The organism is Streptomyces sp. AC558_RSS880, assembly GCF_019049255.1.
Classification (GTDB): Bacteria; Actinomycetota; Actinomycetes; order Streptomycetales; family Streptomycetaceae; genus Streptomyces.
The window spans coordinates 28,296-46,935 of record NZ_JAGMUJ010000085.1; the positions used below are offsets into that span (position 1 = coordinate 28,296).

Consider the following 18,640-nt stretch of genomic DNA (forward strand, 5'->3'; position numbering starts at 1 on the left):
GGCGCGTCGGGGCGTGGGGAGGGGCCGGGTTCCGGGCCGGTGCTCAGGCCTTGACGGGCCGGCCGGCGGCGCGGGTGGTCTGGTCCCAGACGGCGAAGCGGATGGTCGTCTCGGCTCGGTAGCCGGGGGTGGTCATCAGGTGGTGGCGGGGCCGGAAGTGGGGTGAGATGCCGCTGAGCGCGGCCAGGAACCGCTGGGTTGCGCCGACGCTGCGGAAGCCTTTCATGGCGCGTTCGCGCTGCCGGGTGGGCTGGTGGCTGTTCTCGGTCCGGTTGTTCAGGCCCTTGTGCGAGCGGTGCTCGACCGAGGGCATGACCTCGCGGTGGGCCGCTCGGTAGGAGCGCGGCTTGTCGGTGACCACCACCCAGGGCACCGTGCGGGTCGTCTTCAGCAGGCGTCGGAAGAAACGCCGGGCCGCGGCCTTGTCCCGCCGGTTCTGCACGAGGATGTCCAGGACGGCGCCGTCGGCGTCGGCGGCGCAGGCCGTTCGCGTAGATCTGCCCGAACTTCGCGCACCAGCGCCGGACCGTCTCACGGGAGACGAGCACACCGCGCTCGAGCTCCTCGACCTCGCGGAAGCTGAGCGGGAAACGGAAGTACAGCCACACGCAGTGCGCGATCACCTCGACCGGGTGCCGGTGCCCCTTGTACGACGGCGACGCGGACGACACGAGCGAACCCCTCCCCGGCACAACCAACTCCAAGATCATCCAGGCCGGTCAGCCAACGTGACAACGCCCGACGGGGACTTTGTCGGTGATGGTGGAGATGGTCTGGCGGGAGACGTCGGCGCCGTAGACCTCGGCCGGGTGGGCCTGGAGCTCACCGGTGGTCAGGCCCTTCGCGGCCAGCGAGATCACCATTTCGTCGACGCCGGGCAGGCGCTTCTGCCGCTTCTTGACGATCTTCGGCTCGAAGGAACCGTCCCGGTCGCGGGGCACGGCTATCTCCGCCGGCCCCACCTCTGTCAGCACGGTCTTGGAGCGTTTGCCGTTGCGGGAGTTGCCACCGTCTTTGCCCGCCGGGTCGTGCTTGTCATAGCCGAGGTGGTCGGTGATCTCGCCTTCGAGAGCGGACTCCAGCAGCCGCTTCGTCAGCTGCTGCAGCAGCCCGCCCTCCCCGGTCAGCTGCAGACCCTCGGCCTGGGCCCGGACCACCAGTTCGTCGATCAGCTGGTCGTCCACGGCCTTCGCCGACACAGCCGCTGCCGACTCCCCGGCCTCGTGCTCGGCCACGTTCTCACTGGTCATCGATGCATCTTCCATGATCGGGAGTTACACCGAACGATTTACAGTCCCGGCAGTCCATGCGCGAGGTGGTCGTGAACGTCAGGTCCAGCAGGCGTGTACTACGCGGCCGTGTCGCTGGAGGCCGGCAAGATCGCGGTACGTGACCCTGCCGGATATCAGTGAGGGGGCGGTGATGGGCAGCGTGGCGGTGCACGTCTTCGCCCTCGCCGTCGGCTGATCCGCCACCAGTGTCCCGTGGTGCCGCATGCGCGGCAGCACCACGGGACACCGAGGCCGGGTTAGCGATCACCTCCGTTGACCCCGACACCGACCGCGACGGGACTTCCCGTGCCGTCAGGGTTCCTCAGGGCGGTCAGCGAACCGATGTCCACCGCGTCCGACGCCGCGGTACGAGCGCTCGGTGAGAGGTTCAGCGCGCTACTGCCGGGGTTGGTCGGCGCGCTGCCGTCGGGATGGGGCGGGATGACGCAGTTGGACTTGTCGGACTCGAGGGAGCCGTTGACGGCCGTCACGCAGAACTCGAAGTTCCACACGCCCGGGAACAGGAAGCCGACGCCGTAGTGGGTGTCCTCGATGATGTTCTCGTCGGCCTCCGGCGGGGTGGTGCCGCCGTCCTTGACGTTGGAGACCCACAGCCGGTAGCCGGCCGCCGCGTCCGCGCCGTTCCAGTCCAGTTCCACCGTGGTGGGATCGACGGTGGTCACCCGCAGGCCGGTCGGGGTGGCCGGGATGCCGCCGCCGACCATCACCGGCCGGGCCAGTGTGGGCAGCCCGCCGCCGGCGGCGTTCCAGGTGGCCGCCGCGACGAGGTAGCGGTGGCCCGGCTTCAGCCCGTAGACCTTGACGCTGTTGCCGCGGAAGCCGGTGCCGGTGAGCCAAGCACCGGGCGTGTCCTTGTCGAAGAGGATCAATTCGTACCGGTCGATGGTGGTGGGGTAGTCAGGTGGTGCGATCTCGAGCTCGATGCCGTCCTGGCCGATGGGCCGGCTGGCGACGATCCGCGGCGGCGGCGCCGTCTTCGGGTGGGCGACCGCGCTGACCGTGCCGGACCAGGAGCCCTTGACATTGTCACCGCCGACGGTGCGCACCTGGTACTCCCACCGGATGCCGTCGACGGTCCAGGTGGTGTCGGTCCGGTTGCTGTTGACGCGGCCCTCGCTCCAGGCCGTCTGGCCGGCGATCCGCGACCGCACGTCGTAGCCGAACGCCCCGTACACCGGGTCCCAGGTGACCGTCACACCCTGCGGGCTGGACTCGGCCTTCAGACCGGCCGGCACAGGTGTCGGCCGGACCGGCAGGTTCTCGGGCGGGAAGGGTATCGGGGCCCGGCCCAGGCCGTACCGGTCGTGCAGGGTCTGCTCGAAAGCGATGGCGAGCTGGTACTCGCCGAAGGCGTTGGGGTGCAGGCCGTCGTAAGCGGCCGGGCAGGCGGCGGGGGCGCAGGAGTACCCTTTCTGCCAGTCGACGACCTCCACCTGGGAGATGGCCTTGCTCCACCGGGGGGCCGCGTTCGCGAGCAGCCGGTTGTAGTTGTCGGTCTTGGTGATCAGGTCGTCCCGGCCGCCGATCTTCGACCGGTGCGGCACGGTGGCCACCGCGAAGTCGACCCCCGGCCGGGCCGCGCGGGCCTGGTCGATGATGGTCTCGACGCTGTCCAGGGTGCCGTTCTCGTCGCTGACGAACCAGCCCATGTCGTTGAAGCCGGCCGCGAGCAGGATGAGGTCCGGCTTATAGGTCTCGACCTGCCGGCGGATGTCGTCCTTGATCTGTGCGGCCTGTCTGCCCCAGTGCGCGTAGTGGTCGCTGTCGAAGGCGACCCCGGCCGCGTAGCCGCCGTCGACGCGGATGCCCTGGTCCGTCGGCTTCTCACCGACGAAGGGCGGCGGTTTCGGCGGGGAGGGCTGGTCCGGGGTGAACGTGCCGTGGTAGGGACCGACGAAGTCGACCGAGATGTTGTTCTCCTGGAACCACTGCCACAACCGGTAGCGCCAGGTGTAGTCGCCCTCGTGGCCCTGGCTGATCGAGTCGCCGACCACCATCACCCGGATCGTCGACGGCCAGGCGGCGGGTCGCAGGCCCCGGCTCGCCCGTTCGATGTACGATCTCAAGTACCCCCCGAAGTCCGGCAACGAGTCTATGATGCGCTGCAACGGCGCAGACCACGAGCCGAGCCTGAGGGCGAAGTTCCTCATGGTCTCCCCCACCACGTCGACCAGCGAGACCACCCCCTTGGATGCCCACGCCACCAGCCCCCCGGTGCCGAGCCCGGTCAAAGCGCCCCACGCAGTCTGGGTGACTGCCTCAGCCCAGACCGTCCCGTCGCCGAGCGACCGTCCGTCGAAGTAAGCGTTCATCAGGTCAGTGACGAGCCCGGTCATTGCGCCGAGGATGGCCCCGCAGGTAGGTACGGCGAGGGGCGCGGCGGGGGCGAAGACGGAGAAGGAGGTCAAGCACGCCACGCCGGACACGACACCCACCGCGGTCCCGACCATGTTGGCAACCAACTTCTGCCACCAGTTCGCCGAAGCGTTCACCTCGCCCGTGGGTATGACGATGACGAGGCTGTCGCCGACGACCTGGATACTGCCGTCGAACCGGACGTCGCTTTGCCGGTCGTAGAAGTCCACGTTGCTCTTCTGCGCCTGCAGGTCGAAGGACTCGCTGAGCGTGAGCCCCTTGTCCTTGTCGGCACGCACCGTGTCGACCATCTGCGACATCTGCCGCTGCCACTCGTCCGGCCGCTGCGCGGTGTTGAAGTCGATGGCGGCCACCATGTCGGTGTCGCTGTCCGCCAGCGGCCGCAGCGATCCCGCGTCGCGGGCGCATCCCATCCGCAACGCCGCCGTGCTCTCCGCGATCGTCTGGCTGGCGAAGTTCGATCCAGCCGTGGCACACGCCTCCCCAGCCGCCTCGGCCGGTTCCGCCATCCCTGCCGTCATCAGCGTCACTGCTAAGACGAGCGCGGTCAGCCACCCGGGTCTTCTCATGAACGTCCCCAATCAAGTCGACTGCGTAGAAGTGGCGTACAAGCGACCGCATGCCGTACGGACCCGAGCCGACCAGCCACGAGCGTCCAGTAACCATGACAGCGCCTTCCGGTGAGGGTGTCGGCTTATGCGATCCTCGTCGTCGATGGCACGACACCACCGGCGACGCACGGCCGTTCCTGCCCGCCGTCCCGGAAAGACGCGGCCGTGCCCGCTTGACGATTCTGCGGCTCGACGAACAGTCGGGGTATGCGTCACGTGACTGCATCGGTGCCCCGGACGACGACTGCGCTCTGAGCGCTCTGAGCTGGGTTCGATACCGCTGCCGCCGTAGCACCACGCTAGTGTCTGGGATATCTCGATTCCTTGGAGCATCCGTGCAAAACGATGGAAGGGCTCGTGGGGGCCAGCGCTCGACGCGTAATTCCGGTCCGGCGGTGGTGAGCCGAGAAGCCGAGACCGCAGAAATCATCCGGCGTGTGGGCACTGACCGGTCCCACAGCGACGTTTTGATCGTCACGGGTGACCCCGGTGCCGGAAAAAGCACGCTGCTCGACCTCGCGGCCGATCGCGCACGGGGCGCGGGTGGCCGAGTGCTGCGGGCGGTGGGGAGCGGATCCGAGGCGCACCTCGGATTCGCCGGTCTTCATCAGTTGTTGCGCCCGGTACTCGCTGAAGCGCAGGGACTGCCGTCGCGGCAGCGCTCCGCGCTCCGAGCCGTCCTGGGGCTCGAAGAGTGTGCGGAGACTCCCGACGCAATGCTCGTCGGTCTGGCGGTCCTGACCTTGTTGTCGGACCTGGCGGAAACCGCCCCGCTGCTGGTGGTGGTCGACGACGCCCAGTGGATCGACCGCGCATCACTGGACGTTCTCGCGTTCGTGGCGCGACGCATGGACAGTGAGCCTGTCACGCTGCTGGTCGGAGTCCGCACCGCGGCCGCCCTGCCTGGATTCGACAAGGGATACGAGCGCCTCGAACTCGGCCCGCTGGACGCTGAGGCGGCCAACCTACTGCTGGACCGGCAACCCACGCCGCCCACCGGCCGAGCCCGGGTGCGGATCCTCCAGGAGGCGGCCGGCAACCCGCTGGCCCTGGTGGAACTGACCCACGCCACCGCGATCCGGCACCCCGAGGGCAGTGGCGTGCAGGGCCCGCTGCCGGTCACCGACCGACTGGAGCGGATCTTCGCGGGGCACACGGCGGACCTGCCGGAACCGACCCGCCGCATCCTGCTGCTGCTCGCGGCCGCCGACGCGGCGGACGCTCCGGCGGCGGCCGTGGGACTTCCCGAGGCGGACGACGAGGCATGGGTACCCGCGGACCGGGCCGATCTTGTACGCCAGGACGGATCCCGGATCTCCTTCCGTCACCCGCTCATCCGCTCCGCCGTCTACCATGCCGCGTCGTTCGAGGAACGCCGCCGGGCCCACCTCGCTCTCGCGGAGTTGCTGCGCGAGGAGCCCGACCGCCGCGCCTGGCACCTCGCCGCCGCGACCGTACGCCCCGACCAGGACGTGTCGGCCGCACTGCAGCAGACGGCCGACCGGGCCCGGCGCCGGGGTGGCTTCGCGGCCGCGGCCGCGGCCCAGGAGCGCGCCGCGGAACTCAGCCCGCGCCGCGAGGACCGGGCCCGTCTTCTGACCGAAGCCGCCACCACCGCCGTCTTCACCGGTCAACTCGGCTGGGTGGAACAACTGGCCGCCGCAGTCCGCCAGTGCACCGACGACCAGGCACTGCTGGGCAAAGCCGCGCTGGCCACCGGACAGCTCATGTCCCTGGGCTCCCATCACACAGCAGCCTTCGCTCTGCTCATGCGTGTTGCCGACGAGGCGACGGACGCCCGGTCGCCCCTCGTTCTCGACGCGCTGGCCGCGGCGGCGGTGGTCTGTTACTACTCGGGCGAGGAGTCCCAACAGCGACAGATCCAGAGCCTGCTCTCCCGCGTGCCCGACGATGCCGCCGCAGCGGCGCTGCGCGCCTGGGTCCTGGCCGTCTCCGACCCCAGCAGCGCAGGAGCCTTCCTCACACCGGCCCTGCCCGGGCTCATCGCCAAGGCCAAGGGTGACGCCAGTCGCCTGACCGCGCTGGCCATCGTCGCCTGGCTGCTCGACCAGACCACCCTCGCCGCCAGGACCTTCGGCGAGGCGTTCGACCAGTGGCAGGCCCGTGGATGGCTCCCGGACGGACTGGGATGCGCGGTCGGCTGGACCCACCTGGAGCAGGGCCGATGGGCCGAGGCCCGTTCGGTGGCGACTGACATCGCGGCCATGGCATCGTCGGCCGGACTCGACCATGCCGAGGCGTGTGCTCACGCACTCGATGCCACGGTGGTCGCTCTGCTGGGCGACCCGGCCACCACACGCCGGCTCGTCGAACGAGCCCTGGCTCTCGTCGATCCACTGGAGAGCCGCTCCGTCGCGGTCTTCGCGCGTCGGGCCCTGGGGATGGCGGCCGTGGCCGAGGGCGACTACGACACCGCGTACACGCAGTTCCGCTCCGCGTTCACCGATGACGGCGATCCGGTCCACTACCACGTCTCCTACACCCTCCTGGCCGAACTGGCGGCGGCGGCCGTCCGCCGAGGACGACAGGAGCACGCCGCAGAGCTACTGGAACGGTCGGCGCGGCGCCTCGGTACAGGCATGTCGGCACGGGTGAGGACACTGATCGACCGGGGCCGCGCCCTGCTGGCGGAACCCGAGCACGCGGAGCTGTTCTTCCGCGCGGCGCTCAAGGAACCCGCAGGTGAGCAGTGGCCGTTCGAACGGGCGCAGACACAGCTCGACTACGGGGAATGGCTTCGGCGGCAGCGCCGTATCGCCGAGGCCCGTCCGCTGCTGAGCGCCGCCCTCGAAACCTTCCAGCGGCTGGGCGCGCAGCCGTGGGGCGAGCGGGCACAGGCAGAACTTCGCGCCGCCGGCATCGAGGCCGGCGACGTCGTACCCACTGCCTTCGCCGAACTCAGCCCCCAGCAGCAGCAGATCGTCCAGCTGGCGGCCCGTGGCCTGACGAACCGTGAGATCGGGGAAAAGCTGTTCCTCTCACCGCGCACGGTCGGTTCTCACCTCTACCGGGTGTTCCCCAAGCTCGGCATCACCGCCCGCTCACAGCTCCGCGACGTGGTCGAAGGCATCCTGTCGGGTACCGGCGTCCAGGGCTGAGTGCAGTTTCCCGTAATAGTGGACACTCGATGCTTACGCTGCGAGGGCGTGTTCTTGCTCGTGTCGCTGCCGGGTCTCCAGCGGGGTGAGGTAGCCCCACACTGGACGCCTCCGCAGCCGCTTGCGGTGGTAGAAGGTCTCGATGAAGGTGAGAATCTCAGCGCGGGCCGTGGTCCGGTCGGGCCGGCGGCAGGTGCCGATCTCGGCTTTCAGCAGCGCGAAGACGCTCCCCTCGGCGAGGCGAGCGCCTGGCCGGGATGCTCCCGGGCCACCGGCAAGTCCGAGGAAGGACAGCACGGTCGATCGGAGTGCGAGTCAGGAGGCCGCGAGAGCATCCCGGCACCCGCATCCTGGCGCGTCCATCGCTGTGCGGGTCAAGAGGCCCGGAATATCCGGTACTTCACATTTTCACTGTCCGAGTGCGCGATGCAGCCGGGCTGGGGGCCTCTGCGGCCGGTGCCATCGTCAGTGCGTCGACCACGGGGGATGCACGGTGGGGGCTGGCCATCAAGTAGCCGAGGATCTCGCGAGTCGCCAGGTCTAGCCACGTCGCCGGATACAGCCAGCCCTCGTTGGTGGGGATGTCGGTGATGACACCGACCAGATTCCGCCCCGGGGCGGCGGCCGTGAAGTCACGGCCGATCAGCGAAGCCTTTCTCATCCCACGCCTCGATGTCCCCGGCAGTCTGCCCCGGGGGAGCGTTGCCTGCCGTCGCCGATGCCTTGCATCATCGCAGGACCGACATGGATCTCGGACAGGTGGACAGCGTCGTCGTCCAGCCATCGGCGCAGCAGAGGACGGGGTGTGCGGATCTCAATCATGGTCCCATCCTGCCGACGCGGCGGCGGGAACATGAATCGCGGTGCCGCGCAGCTCGTCACTCGGGACTCGGACATTCGGCCCGACTCCCAGGAATCGAATACGCCGGCGCAGATACCTGTCGGCCGACCAGCTCCGCCGACGGGTCCGTACCGGCCACGACGACGCCCCTGCGACTCCAGAGTCTGCGGCTTCGACGCCGGAAAGGGAATCAACGGCCGCAAGAGACACATCGCGGTCGCCGCCTCGGGCTCCCGGTGACGACCACGGTGACGCCCTCGGACACCACCAGCCCTGACACCACCCGCGAAATGCTCTGGCAGCTGCGGATCACGCAGCCCCAGATCGTCCGGGCCCGGGCCGACGACTCCGCCGACACCGGCTGCTCACCTACTCGTCCGACGACTCCCCTCCACCTCGACGGAAGCCGTACGCAGCCCTTGGCTCAGGGCCCTGTCCAGCTTCTTGCCGACAGGCCGGGACAGCGGGGAATGAACCCGGCCGGCTGGTGGTTGCCGAAACCGAATCTGATTCGGATAACGGAAGGACAGCCATGACCGACTCGTCGCAGCGGGACGCACTCCTGGAAGCCCGCTACGGGCAGCAAGCGACGCCGAAGAACATCATCTGGAACGAGCAGATCGAAGCGCTGCTCGCGCACCGCTCAGTGCGCGCGTTCACCGACGAGCCGCTGCCCGACGGCGCTCTGGAGACGGTGGTGGCAGCCGCCCAGTCGGCCTCCACGTCGTCGAACCTTCACCAGTGGAGTCTCGTGGCCGTCTCGGACCCGGAGACGAAGGCCGAGCTCGCGAGGCTGACACACGGCGTGGAGTTCACCGGGTTCGAGTTCGTCGCCCAGGCCCCCAGCGTGCTGCTGTGGGTGGCGGACATGTCGCGCAACCACGCGATCAGCGTCGAGCAGGGCGGCAAGCCCGTCGTCACCGACTACGTCGACGCCTTCCTGATGGCGTCGATCGACGCGGCCCTGGCCGCCCAGAACGGTCTCGTCGCGGCAGAGGCGATCGGCCTGGGAGGCGTGTACCTGGGCTCGCTGCGCAACCATGCCAAGGAGCTCGCCGACCTGATCGGACTTCCCTCGTACGCCTATGTCGTGTTCGGCATGGCCATCGGCACCCCGGACCCGCACCGCCCCAGCGCGGTACATCCCCGCCCGGCGCAGGACGTCGTGCTGCACCGCGAGCGCTACCGGACACGGCCGACCGAGGAATGGATCGAGGACTACGAGACCGCGTTCAAGGACTTCCGCGCCGAGTACGGACTGCGTGACAAGACATGGAGCCATTCCGTCGTGGTGGGCATGGGCCTGGACTACATGGACGGGCGTGAGAACCTGCGCCGTACGCTGGAGGAGCGCGGCTACCTGCTGCGCTGAAGGGCATTCGACAGGAAGTGGGGGCACCGGGCGTGGCCAGGCCGAAGACGCCGCTGTTGTCCGCGACACGCATCGCGGACGGCGCGATCGAACTCGTCGACCGCACCGGTGACATCCAGATGGTTCAGCTGGCCCGGCACCTCGGCGTCGCCCCGTCCTCGCTCTACTCCCATGTCACAGGCCGGGCGAAGGTCATCGACCTCGCCCGGCTGCGGATGCTGGAACAGATGGAACCCGTCGGACCCGCACACGACTGGCGCGAGGCCGTGGCCAACCTCCTGCGCCAGCTCACCACCCTGTACGCCAGGCACCGACGCATCCTGCCGCTCCTCTCCACCACCGCCGTGGCCTGCGACCGTTCCATCGCGGTTTACGAGCCGATGTTCGCCGCACTGATCGAAGGAGGCTTCCGGCGAGACCAGCTACGCCTGGTCGTCGCCATGGTCGAGTTCCAGGCATTCGGTCTCGCCCAGGGGCTGCCGGCGCCGGCCATGTCCGACCACATCCGCAAGACCCTTCCCGCCTACACCGCATCGGTGGACCACTCGCGCTACGACCTGGCCACCGCGACCGAGTTCTCCGTGGCCATGGTCATCGGCGGGCTGGAAGCGATCCGGACCCACCCCGGTGGGCCGTGAGCACTCCGGCACAACTGCGGCCGTCACGGCGGGCGGCCACCGGCATTCGACCGTCACATCTATCAGCGTCGCAACGTAGTTGAGCGGTGCTTCAACCGCCTCAAGGGTTTCCGCGGCATCGCCACCAGATACGACAAGACCGTCACCTCCTACGAGGCAGCGGTCAGTCTCGCGTCATTCCTACTCTGGACAAGATCAGTGATGACGGACCCTGACGAGCTCGTGCATGGTTGGCGTCTGGGCCGCGGGGCGGCATGGTCGTCCCATGGGGAGCGTTGCCCGTGCGGTGATCGCCAATGGTCCGCGGATCACTGGTCCGGCCGGGAGCGTTATTGCTGAACTCGTCGCCGAGACCGGCCCGTTGTGGGCCGCCAGTGGCATCGGCACCCTGCGGGACGTCCCAGGCGACGAGCGATAGGAGCGGGAGCCCGCTACAAGCTGGTCTTCGTCGACCGGCTGCTCGCCATGCTCGTCCACTTCCGTCACGGGGTGACGCAGTCCGTGTCGGCCTGTTGGTTCGGGGCGGACCGCTCCGCCAACACCCGCGCGATCGGCGAGATACGCCCCTTGCCGGCCCAGCGTGGCTGCGTGGTCGTAGCGGCCATCCGACTGCACACGCTTGCTGCTGTTGTCGACTATCTCGGCGCCAGCGGACAGAGCGCCATCATCGACGCCACCGAGATCCGCGTCCGTCGCCCCGTCCACGGCACCGACGGCCGCGACCGCTGGCTGCATCTCCGGCCAGGGCAGGCAGAACGCGGTGAAAGTCCTGGCCGTCACCGATACCCATGGGCAGCTGCTGTCCGGCGGCGCACTCAAGCCTGGCAGCTGCCCAGACATCACCCAAGCCCACGGGTCGAACTACTCGGCAGACACCGAGGCCTGCGCATCCTCGCGGATGCCGGCTACCAAGGGCTGGGCGCCCAGACCGTCGGCCAGGTGATCACACCACCGCACCGCAGAATCAAGAAGAACGCCCCGACCTGGTGGGAAGAACGGGTTCACCCAGCAACCAAAGGCCCACTCATCGCAACGGTCCGCGTCGAGCACGGCATCGCCCACCTCAACAATTGGCGGGCTCCGGCCCGCCACCACGGCCGACGCGAACTCTTCGACGAACTCGTCCCCGCTGTCGCGGGACTCGCGTCCATCCGTCGACCGTCACCGCACCCTGCCTCAGCAGGGTGCGCAACACCCCGCATGCCCCGTCGCCATGCCCCGCGCGAACCATGCACGAGCTCGTTAGGATTGTCATTTTCGCGGGTGTTGACCGCGCTGGGCATGGCCGATCCAGAGTCGGCCCACGAGGCAGCTCTTGAACGGGCGAACGACCGAGCGAACGCGCAGGGCGCGGAAACCTGAGGCCTGACGAAGACGCTCCGGGTGTCGAGTGTCCCTCGGCCACCTGGCAATTGTCCGTCCCAAGTCCGTGCACTGCCTGGCCCCCTGAACCGTAAGCCATTGTCCACGGGTACAGACCCGTCCGGCGCCGCGCGGTCGTCAATGCCGACAACGGACGCCTTGTCTCGTTTCACCGTCCAGACCACTGCGAGCTACCCCACGCTCCTCCACCTGCGTGCTGCAGAACCTCCGAGAGCAGTCACCTGACGCATACCGGAGGGGGTCCCCGCGTACCGAGACTGGCGAAGCGGGCGGTGGCCGGCCAGAGCCTCGAGACACCCCTGGCGGTCGTGCACCCGCGAAAGGACCTACGGAGCACCATGGTGGCAAGGACAACGGCAGCACTGTGGGACCGCTGCGCCGCCTTTGACCCCGGGCTCACGCGTCTGACCTCCGCGATGCGCGCCGTGCTCGGCACAGCCGCGGCACTTGCCGTGCTGACAGCGCTGCGAGCGCCCGAAACGGTGCTGGTGGTCGGCGGTTTCACCGCGATGACGACGTCACTGGCGATCAGCGACCTGCATCCGCGCAACCAGCTCATCACCCTCGGGCTGGGCGCTCCGCTCTCTCTCGCGTCCCTGGCCGCCGGAGCTGTGCTGACGCCGTACCCGACGGCAGCCAAACTGATCTTTCTGGTGGTGATCTACCTCGCCGTTCAGGCCCGCCGGTTCGGCTCACGAGGGCTGGGCCTGGGGATCTTCGGGTTCATGTTCTTCCTGCTGTCTCAATTCGTCCAGGCCCGAGCAGACCAGCTTCCGCAACTCGGGGCATCGGTACTCGTGGCTTTCGGGGCCGTTACGACCGTGTGGTACTGCGTCGGCCCCGTCACGGCGGCTGGAGCTCTGAGACGGCTGCGGCACGCATTCGGCGTGCGTCTGTACGACGTCCTCCGGGACACGGCCTCGGTGGTCGCCACCGGGCAGGACGACGGCACCCGCAGCCGTCTGTTGCAGGAGCGCCTCGACAGACTGCACGCAGCCACGCTGCTGATCGAGGACTTTTTCGACGAGCGCGCAGTCGACGAGGGCACCGAGGCCCCGCTGCGGCACATTGGTCGTGTGGAGGTGGCCGCGCAGCGCCTGGCCGTACTCACCGTCCGCGCGGTCCGCACACCGGCGGCCCGCGACGATCTGGCGGAACGAAGGGCGCGGCAGCGGCTCGCGCAGCGGATCCGGGCTCTCGGGCACCGGGTCACCGCGGGAACGGCCCGCACATCCGAACAGTACGAGGAGAGGGACGAAGGCGGCCCGGCGAACCGGCCGGCCGGCTCCGCACATGTGCAGGACTGCTTCCTAGCGGTCGACGAACTCACCACAGCCCTGCGGGTTCTCGGCCCACGCGGCCGCCCAGCAGGGTTCGGGACACCTCCTTACAAAGCCGCCCCATCAGCCTTGGGTGCGGTACCGCGCAGGGACACAGACACCGACAGCCTGAAGCGACAAGCCACCCGCCAGGCGGTCCAGGTGACAACAGCCTCGGCCCTCGCAGTCGCGGGCGGTCATCTCCTGTCTCCGCACCTGTGGTACTGGGCAGTAGTGACCGCATGGGTCGTCTTCATCAGGACCGAGAGCACCGGCGAGGTGCTGCTGCAAAGTGCCCGGCGGCTGGCGGGCACTGTCGTCGGCGTGATTTTCGGCTACGGCCTCGCCGCCCTGGTCGGTGGAGACGGCCCAGTCCTCCTGATCCTGCTCCTGCTGTGCATGTTCGGGATCTTCTACACCCCATCACGGGCCTATTGGGCCGTGACGTTCTTCATCACCGGCACACTCAGCATGCTGCTCGCGCTGATGGACACCTTCTCGACGCACGTGCTGCTTCTGCGTGTCCAGGAGACCACACTGGGAGCAACCTGCGGAATCCTCGCCGCCACCCTCGTTTTTCCCACCACGGTCCGCCGGGCCAGTGACGAGGAGCTGGTCGGTTTCCTGCGCGTCCTCGACCGCCTCCTTCAGGCCATCGCGTCAGGAAGCACGGACGCGGAAACCCCGGCGAACTGGGTCCGCGCGGCACACGACCTCGACCAGGCACTGGAGTCCTTCCGCAAGGCCTGCCTGCCTCTCACCCATCCGCTCAATCCGCAGCGCGGCCGACGGCACCACACCCGCCACCTGCTGGAACTCCTCGAGGCCGGCGCGTACCACGCACGGAGCCTGGCCGCCACGGCCGAGCGTCTCCCAGCGGGCCATGCTTCGGAATGCGCCTCCCGCCTCACTGCCGCGGCCGACCGTGCGCACGAGACCGTGGCCCACCTGATCCGCGTCACCGGCCATCGACCGGGATTCTCCTCGCACACGGCACGCCCCAGAGTCGTCAGGGCACTGTCCCTGCTCTCGGAGGAGCCGCGCGTCAGCCGCAGCCGGCCGTCGCCGGAGTGTCGCCTGCAGCAGCACATCAGTCGCCTCGACGCGACCTTGACCGCGCTGGTGCGAGCTGCGGACCCGCTCGTCCCGGACCCCGGCCGCACCACCATGGTCCCGCCCGAGAGCGTTGACATCCCGTCGCCGCACGGGCCGGCCCCGGTTGTCGCGGTGCGCTGCGTCGATCTCGAGGACCCATGCAACGCCCAAGCCGTCTGACACCCGCCAGAACGCATCACGGGGTGACCGCGCACCCTTGCATTTTGCTGATTTGCAGGCATCAAAGCCGTCGGTGTGAAAGGCAGGGACAGCCACCGCACACGACACGGCCGACAAGCGGGCATACGGATCCGATTGCCGTCTCGTGAACGCGGCGAGGTAGCCAAGCGCTCATCCACAAGGCATCCGGGAACGGAACTGGAAACGGGGAGCCGCCTCGCCTTTCACCTGGCCTAAAAGAGGGAAAGTCCCTGTTCGGAGCCGTACGCACCGGTGCAGTCACGTGACGGATACCGCGCCCGCCGAAGCCGCTCGTACGGTTGGGTAAACCCTACGAACTCCAAGGAAATCACATGGAACAGATCACGCTCGGCAACGTCTCCATCACCCGCGTCTGGGAATATTACGGGTCCGTCGAAATGGAGCCCCACGCCTTCTTCCCGGAAAGCTCGCAGGAAGTCTGGAAGGACGGCGTCCACTGGCTGGCCCCGCATTTCCTGGACTCCGAGACCAACATCGTGAATTCCGCGATCCAGACCTGGCTGCTGCGCAGCGGAGGCAAGACCATCCTCGTCGACACCGGTGTGGGCAACCACAAGGAGCGCCCGTACGCGCCGGTCTGGAGCCACCTGGAGACGGACTTCCTGGCCAACCTCGCCCGGGCAGGTGTCCAGCCCGAGGACGTGGACATCGTGATCAACACGCATCTGCACATCGATCACGTCGGCTGGAACACGTACCTGGACGGGCGGAGTTGGGTTCCCACCTTTCCCAACGCCACCTATCTGATGCCGAAGGACGACTTCGACTTCTGGAACCCGGCAAACGGCCACCAGCCGCTGCTCGGCCGCGGCAACCAGAACGTCTTCGAGGACAGCGTGGCCCCGGTGCACCAGGCCGGCCAGACGCTGCTGTGGGAGAACAGCCATCAAATCGACGCCGACCTGCGCCTGGACGCGGCTCCCGGACACACCCCCGGCTCCTCCGTGCTGACCCTCAGCTCCGGGACGGACCGCGCGGTGTTCGTCGGTGACCTGCTGCACAACCCGGTGCAGATCGTCGAGCCGGACGCCAACAGCTGCTTCTGCGAGGACCCCGCGGGCGCCCGCGCCACCCGCCGCAAGGTGCTGGGCTGGGCGGCCGACAACAACGCGCTCCTGATCCCCGCGCACCTGGGTGGTCACGGTGCCGCCGAAATCGCGCGTAACGGCAACACGTTCGACATCAAGGGCTGGGCGCCCTTCGCCCCGTACTCCGAGCAGGGCTGACGCCCCGGAAAGGCATAGCTGTGAGCCACGAACCCGAGCCCGTCGTCACCACCGCACAGGGAGCCGTCCGCGGTCTCCGTCAGGACGACGGCACCGCCACCTTCCTGAACATCCCCTACGCCGCTCCTCCGATGGGCGCCGGCCGGTTCGCCCCGCCGCAGCCGCACGAGCCCTGGGACGGCGTACGGGACGCCACCGTGCCCGGCCCCAACGCCCCGCAGTCCGAGCGGAAGCTCGGCAGCATCGACATGGCCCCCTACTTCGGCGCCGGCTGGAGCCGCGGCGAGGACTACCTCACCGTCAACGTCTTCCAGCCCACCACCGCGGACAGCGGCCTGCCCGTGATGGTGTTCGTCCACGGCGGCGGGTTCGTCGCCGGATCGACGCGGTCCGCGCTGTACGACGGGTCCGCCTTCGCCCGCGACGGCGTCGTCCTGGTCACACTCAACTACCGGCTGGGCATCGCCGGGTTCCTCGACATCCCCGGGGCGCCCGCCAACCGCGGCCTGCTCGATGTCGTCGCGGCGCTGCGCTGGGTGCGGGAGAACATCGCCGCCTTCGGCGGTGACCCGGACAACGTCACCCTCTTCGGCCAGTCGGCCGGGGCGACCGTCGTCGGCGGCATCCTCGCCACCCCTGAGGCCGCGGGCCTGTTCCGCCGGGCGATCGTGCAGAGCGGCAGCGGTCTGGGCGCGTTCACCACCGAGCAGGCCGCCCGCGTCACCAAGGCCGCGGCCGAGGAACTGGGCATCGAGCCGCACACCGACGCCTTCGCGGACATCTCCGACGAGCGCCTGGTGGAGGCCGCCTCCCGGCTCGCGGGCATCGACCTGCAGACCGAGACACACCACGATCCGCTGATCGGCCTCAGCCCCTTCAGCCTGGTGCTCGACACACAGCCTGCCGTCTCCGTCGGCGCCGGCCTGAGCGCTGATGTCGACCTGCTCATCGGGACCAACACCGAGGAGGGAAACCTCTACCTGGTCCCGGTGGACAAGTACGCCACCTCGACCGCCGACGATGTCGACGATACGGCGGCGCGCTCGCACCCGAAGCCCGCGCAGCTCGTGGAGACGTACCGCACCACCCGCCCCGAGGCGTCCTTCGGTGAGCTGCGGTCGGCCATCATGGGCGACGCGCTGTTCGGAGCGGGTAGCTGGGCCCTGGTCGGCGCACATGCCGCCCACCCCCAGTCCGCCACGTTCAGCTACGAGTTCGCCTGGCGCTCCCAGGCCCTGAGCGGAGACCTCGGCGCCACCCACACGATGGAACTCCCCTTCGTCTTCGACATCGCCGAACTCCCGCAGCTGGCGGGTGAGGGCGCCCTGCTCGGCCCCGGCAAACCCCCCGGGGACCTCGCCACCCGCACGCACGAGGCCTGGATCCGCTTCGCCAGGACCGGCAACCCCGGCTGGGACCAGTACGACACCACACGCCGGACCACGATGCGCATCGACGCCGAGTGGACCCAGGTCGACGACCCCCGCAGCCAGGAACGACAGGCCTGGGCCTGACCCCGTCGCACAGATCGCTCTGTGCGCCCTTCCGTCAAGGACACACCATGAAAACCGTCATCACCACCGAGAACGCACCCACTCCGGCAGCCCCGCTGTCCCAGGGCATCCGCAAGGGCCCGATCCTTCAGGTCTCCGGGCAACTCCCGGTCGACCCGGCCACCGGCGCGGTCGTCGGCACCACGGTCGCCGAGCAGACCACGCAGACCCTGCGCAACGTCACCGCCGTACTCAAGGCGGCCGGCGCCGGACCGGAGGACGTCGTGATGCTCCGCGCTTACCTCACCGACCCCGCCCACCTGCCCGAGCTGAACGAGGCGTACGCGGCGGCCGTCGGCGAACCGTTCCCCGCCCGCACCACCGTCTACATGCAGCTCCCTCCGGGACTGCTCGTGGAGATCGACGCCCTGGCAGTCCTGGACGACTGACTCGGCTCCAGGGCAAGGCCGGTCTGGCGCGGCCCCCGGGACCGCGCCAGACCGGCCTCCGTCCCTGAAAGAGGAGAGGGACACGATGGATGATCGCCTGTCGAGAGCGTGCGTCAACCTGAGGGTTGCACCGGCGAAACTGCTGGACGCCTTGTGCTCCCTGTCGGGGCGCCCTGCACCGCCCTCCGGTCCTCATCCGGCACGGCGCGTCTACGGGCGCGTACTGCACGCAGCGACCTCGCTGCCGCTGGGCGCGCTGCAACCGGGCGACGTGAGCGCGGCCACCGAGGTGCGCGCCGGCTTCCTGAACGCCCACGTCCCGCCCCTGTCGGACGCGGTCGCCCGTTGCATCCAGCACACGGTCGACGACCTGGGGCCCGCCGACCTGTGGACGCTGGCACGCTGTACCGCCATGACCCGCGACGACCTCGCATGGGGCGCCACCGCATCTCTGGCGCGAGAACGCCTCGAACAGCCGGACTCTCTGGACGACATCGCCGCGCAGGTCATCGTGGACGAAATCGCTGAACGGACCCCATGCCGGTGGGGCCGTCACCACAGCGACACGGCTCGTGCCGCGCTGTATCGGACTCTGGCCGACCTCGCCGATGTCCTCCTGGAAGTGTCGGAGTCCTCCCCGACGCCCCTGGCCTGGAGCACCGACGACAACGTGAGGCGTTCCTCTACCGTGATTGGCGGAGTGGTCCACGACGTACTGGTCCAGAACGCGGAGAACCCACCCTCCTCCGCACAGCCCGTCTGGCACTACCCCTCACCCCCTGCCGCACACACTGCCTGGCAGTGGCGTATCACGAACGGACCGACCGGCCGCGCTTCCCACGGTTGCGGGCCCTTCCCTTCCGCGCTCGCGGCACGGCACGCCGCCGAGTGCGCGATCACGGCCCTCGCCGCCGGGAAATGCAGCCTATGAGGGGCGTCGGCAGGTGAATCCGTGCCGATCCCGGACCACCCCACACCGCGCCCCCACGGCTGCCGAAGCACGGATCTGCGCGCTGCGGCACGAGCGGAAGCTCGGCCCAGCACGATCGCCCCGGTCTTGGGCATACCCGCCTCGGGCCTTGACCCCGAATCCTGGACACGGGTTATGCGGCTGGTGCCAGCGTAGTTGATGTTGTTCGGGAGGCCGTCTCGTAGGCGATCGGGCTGCGGTGTCCGAGACGGGAGTGACGGCGTCGGGTGTTGT

Annotated in this window: 11 protein-coding genes and 3 pseudogenes; 10 read left to right on the forward strand and 4 right to left on the reverse strand. The window is 69.0% G+C overall.

Annotated elements, in window-relative coordinates:
- Positions 1-43: 43 nt before the first annotated feature.
- The 3 genes and pseudogenes from KUM38_RS27100 to KUM38_RS27110 all read right to left on the reverse strand — a co-directional run bounded on the left by KUM38_RS27100 (position 44) and on the right by KUM38_RS27110 (position 4,237).
- Positions 44-710: pseudogene (locus KUM38_RS27100) on the reverse strand (transposase).
- Positions 711-746: 36 nt separating this feature from the next.
- Positions 747-1,250 (reverse strand): annotated as a pseudogene (locus KUM38_RS27105) (transposase); the annotation flags it as partial.
- Between the two features lie 278 nt (positions 1,251-1,528).
- Positions 1,529-4,237, reverse strand: coding sequence for a GDSL-type esterase/lipase family protein (locus tag KUM38_RS27110; protein ID WP_217132859.1), 2,709 nt, complete (start codon positions 4,235-4,237; stop codon positions 1,529-1,531).
- 377 nt (positions 4,238-4,614) lie between these two features.
- Between KUM38_RS27110 and KUM38_RS27115 the strand changes: the two genes are divergently transcribed.
- Positions 4,615-7,398, forward strand: coding sequence for a LuxR family transcriptional regulator (locus tag KUM38_RS27115; RefSeq protein WP_217132861.1), 2,784 nt, complete (start codon positions 4,615-4,617; stop codon positions 7,396-7,398).
- A gap of 400 nt (positions 7,399-7,798) precedes the next feature.
- Here the strand turns inward: KUM38_RS27115 and KUM38_RS27120 are convergent, their stop codons facing one another.
- Positions 7,799-8,059 carry a hypothetical protein gene (locus tag KUM38_RS27120; RefSeq protein WP_217132863.1) on the reverse strand — a complete coding sequence of 87 codons (261 nt, stop codon included), beginning with the start codon at positions 8,057-8,059 and terminating at the stop codon, positions 7,799-7,801.
- A 712-nt stretch (positions 8,060-8,771) separates the two neighbouring features.
- On the opposite strand from KUM38_RS27120, the gene KUM38_RS27125 reads away from it, so the two are divergent.
- From KUM38_RS27125 to KUM38_RS27165, 9 genes and pseudogenes are all read left to right on the forward strand, one after another.
- The gene (locus KUM38_RS27125) at positions 8,772-9,611 is read left to right on the forward strand and encodes an NADPH-dependent oxidoreductase (RefSeq protein WP_217132864.1); all 840 of its coding nucleotides are present in this window, start codon (positions 8,772-8,774) and stop codon (positions 9,609-9,611) included.
- 32 nt (positions 9,612-9,643) lie between these two features.
- Positions 9,644-10,249 carry a TetR/AcrR family transcriptional regulator C-terminal domain-containing protein gene (locus KUM38_RS27130; RefSeq protein ID WP_308409057.1) on the forward strand — a complete coding sequence of 202 codons (606 nt, stop codon included), beginning with the start codon at positions 9,644-9,646 and terminating at the stop codon, positions 10,247-10,249.
- Between the two features lie 18 nt (positions 10,250-10,267).
- Positions 10,268-10,462: pseudogene (locus KUM38_RS43700) on the forward strand (IS5/IS1182 family transposase); the annotation flags it as partial.
- 252 nt (positions 10,463-10,714) lie between these two features.
- Positions 10,715-11,611: a transposase family protein gene (locus tag KUM38_RS27140; RefSeq protein WP_254397813.1), complete on the forward strand. Its 897-nt coding sequence runs from the start codon at positions 10,715-10,717 to the stop codon at positions 11,609-11,611.
- 359 nt (positions 11,612-11,970) lie between these two features.
- Entirely contained in the window at positions 11,971-14,226 is a 2,256-nt protein-coding gene (locus KUM38_RS27145; protein WP_217132872.1) for an FUSC family protein, read from the forward strand.
- Positions 14,227-14,579: 353 nt separating this feature from the next.
- Positions 14,580-15,494 carry an MBL fold metallo-hydrolase gene (locus tag KUM38_RS27150; protein WP_217132873.1) on the forward strand — a complete coding sequence of 305 codons (915 nt, stop codon included), beginning with the start codon at positions 14,580-14,582 and terminating at the stop codon, positions 15,492-15,494.
- A 20-nt stretch (positions 15,495-15,514) separates the two neighbouring features.
- Positions 15,515-17,008, forward strand: coding sequence for a carboxylesterase/lipase family protein (locus tag KUM38_RS27155; RefSeq protein ID WP_217132874.1), 1,494 nt, complete (start codon positions 15,515-15,517; stop codon positions 17,006-17,008).
- Positions 17,009-17,055: 47 nt separating this feature from the next.
- On the forward strand, positions 17,056-17,436 hold the full coding sequence (locus KUM38_RS27160; protein WP_217132875.1) for a RidA family protein: 381 nt from the start codon (positions 17,056-17,058) through the stop codon (positions 17,434-17,436).
- A gap of 85 nt (positions 17,437-17,521) precedes the next feature.
- The gene (locus KUM38_RS27165) at positions 17,522-18,367 is read left to right on the forward strand and encodes a hypothetical protein (RefSeq protein WP_217132877.1); all 846 of its coding nucleotides are present in this window, start codon (positions 17,522-17,524) and stop codon (positions 18,365-18,367) included.
- Positions 18,368-18,640: the final 273 nt, after the last annotated feature.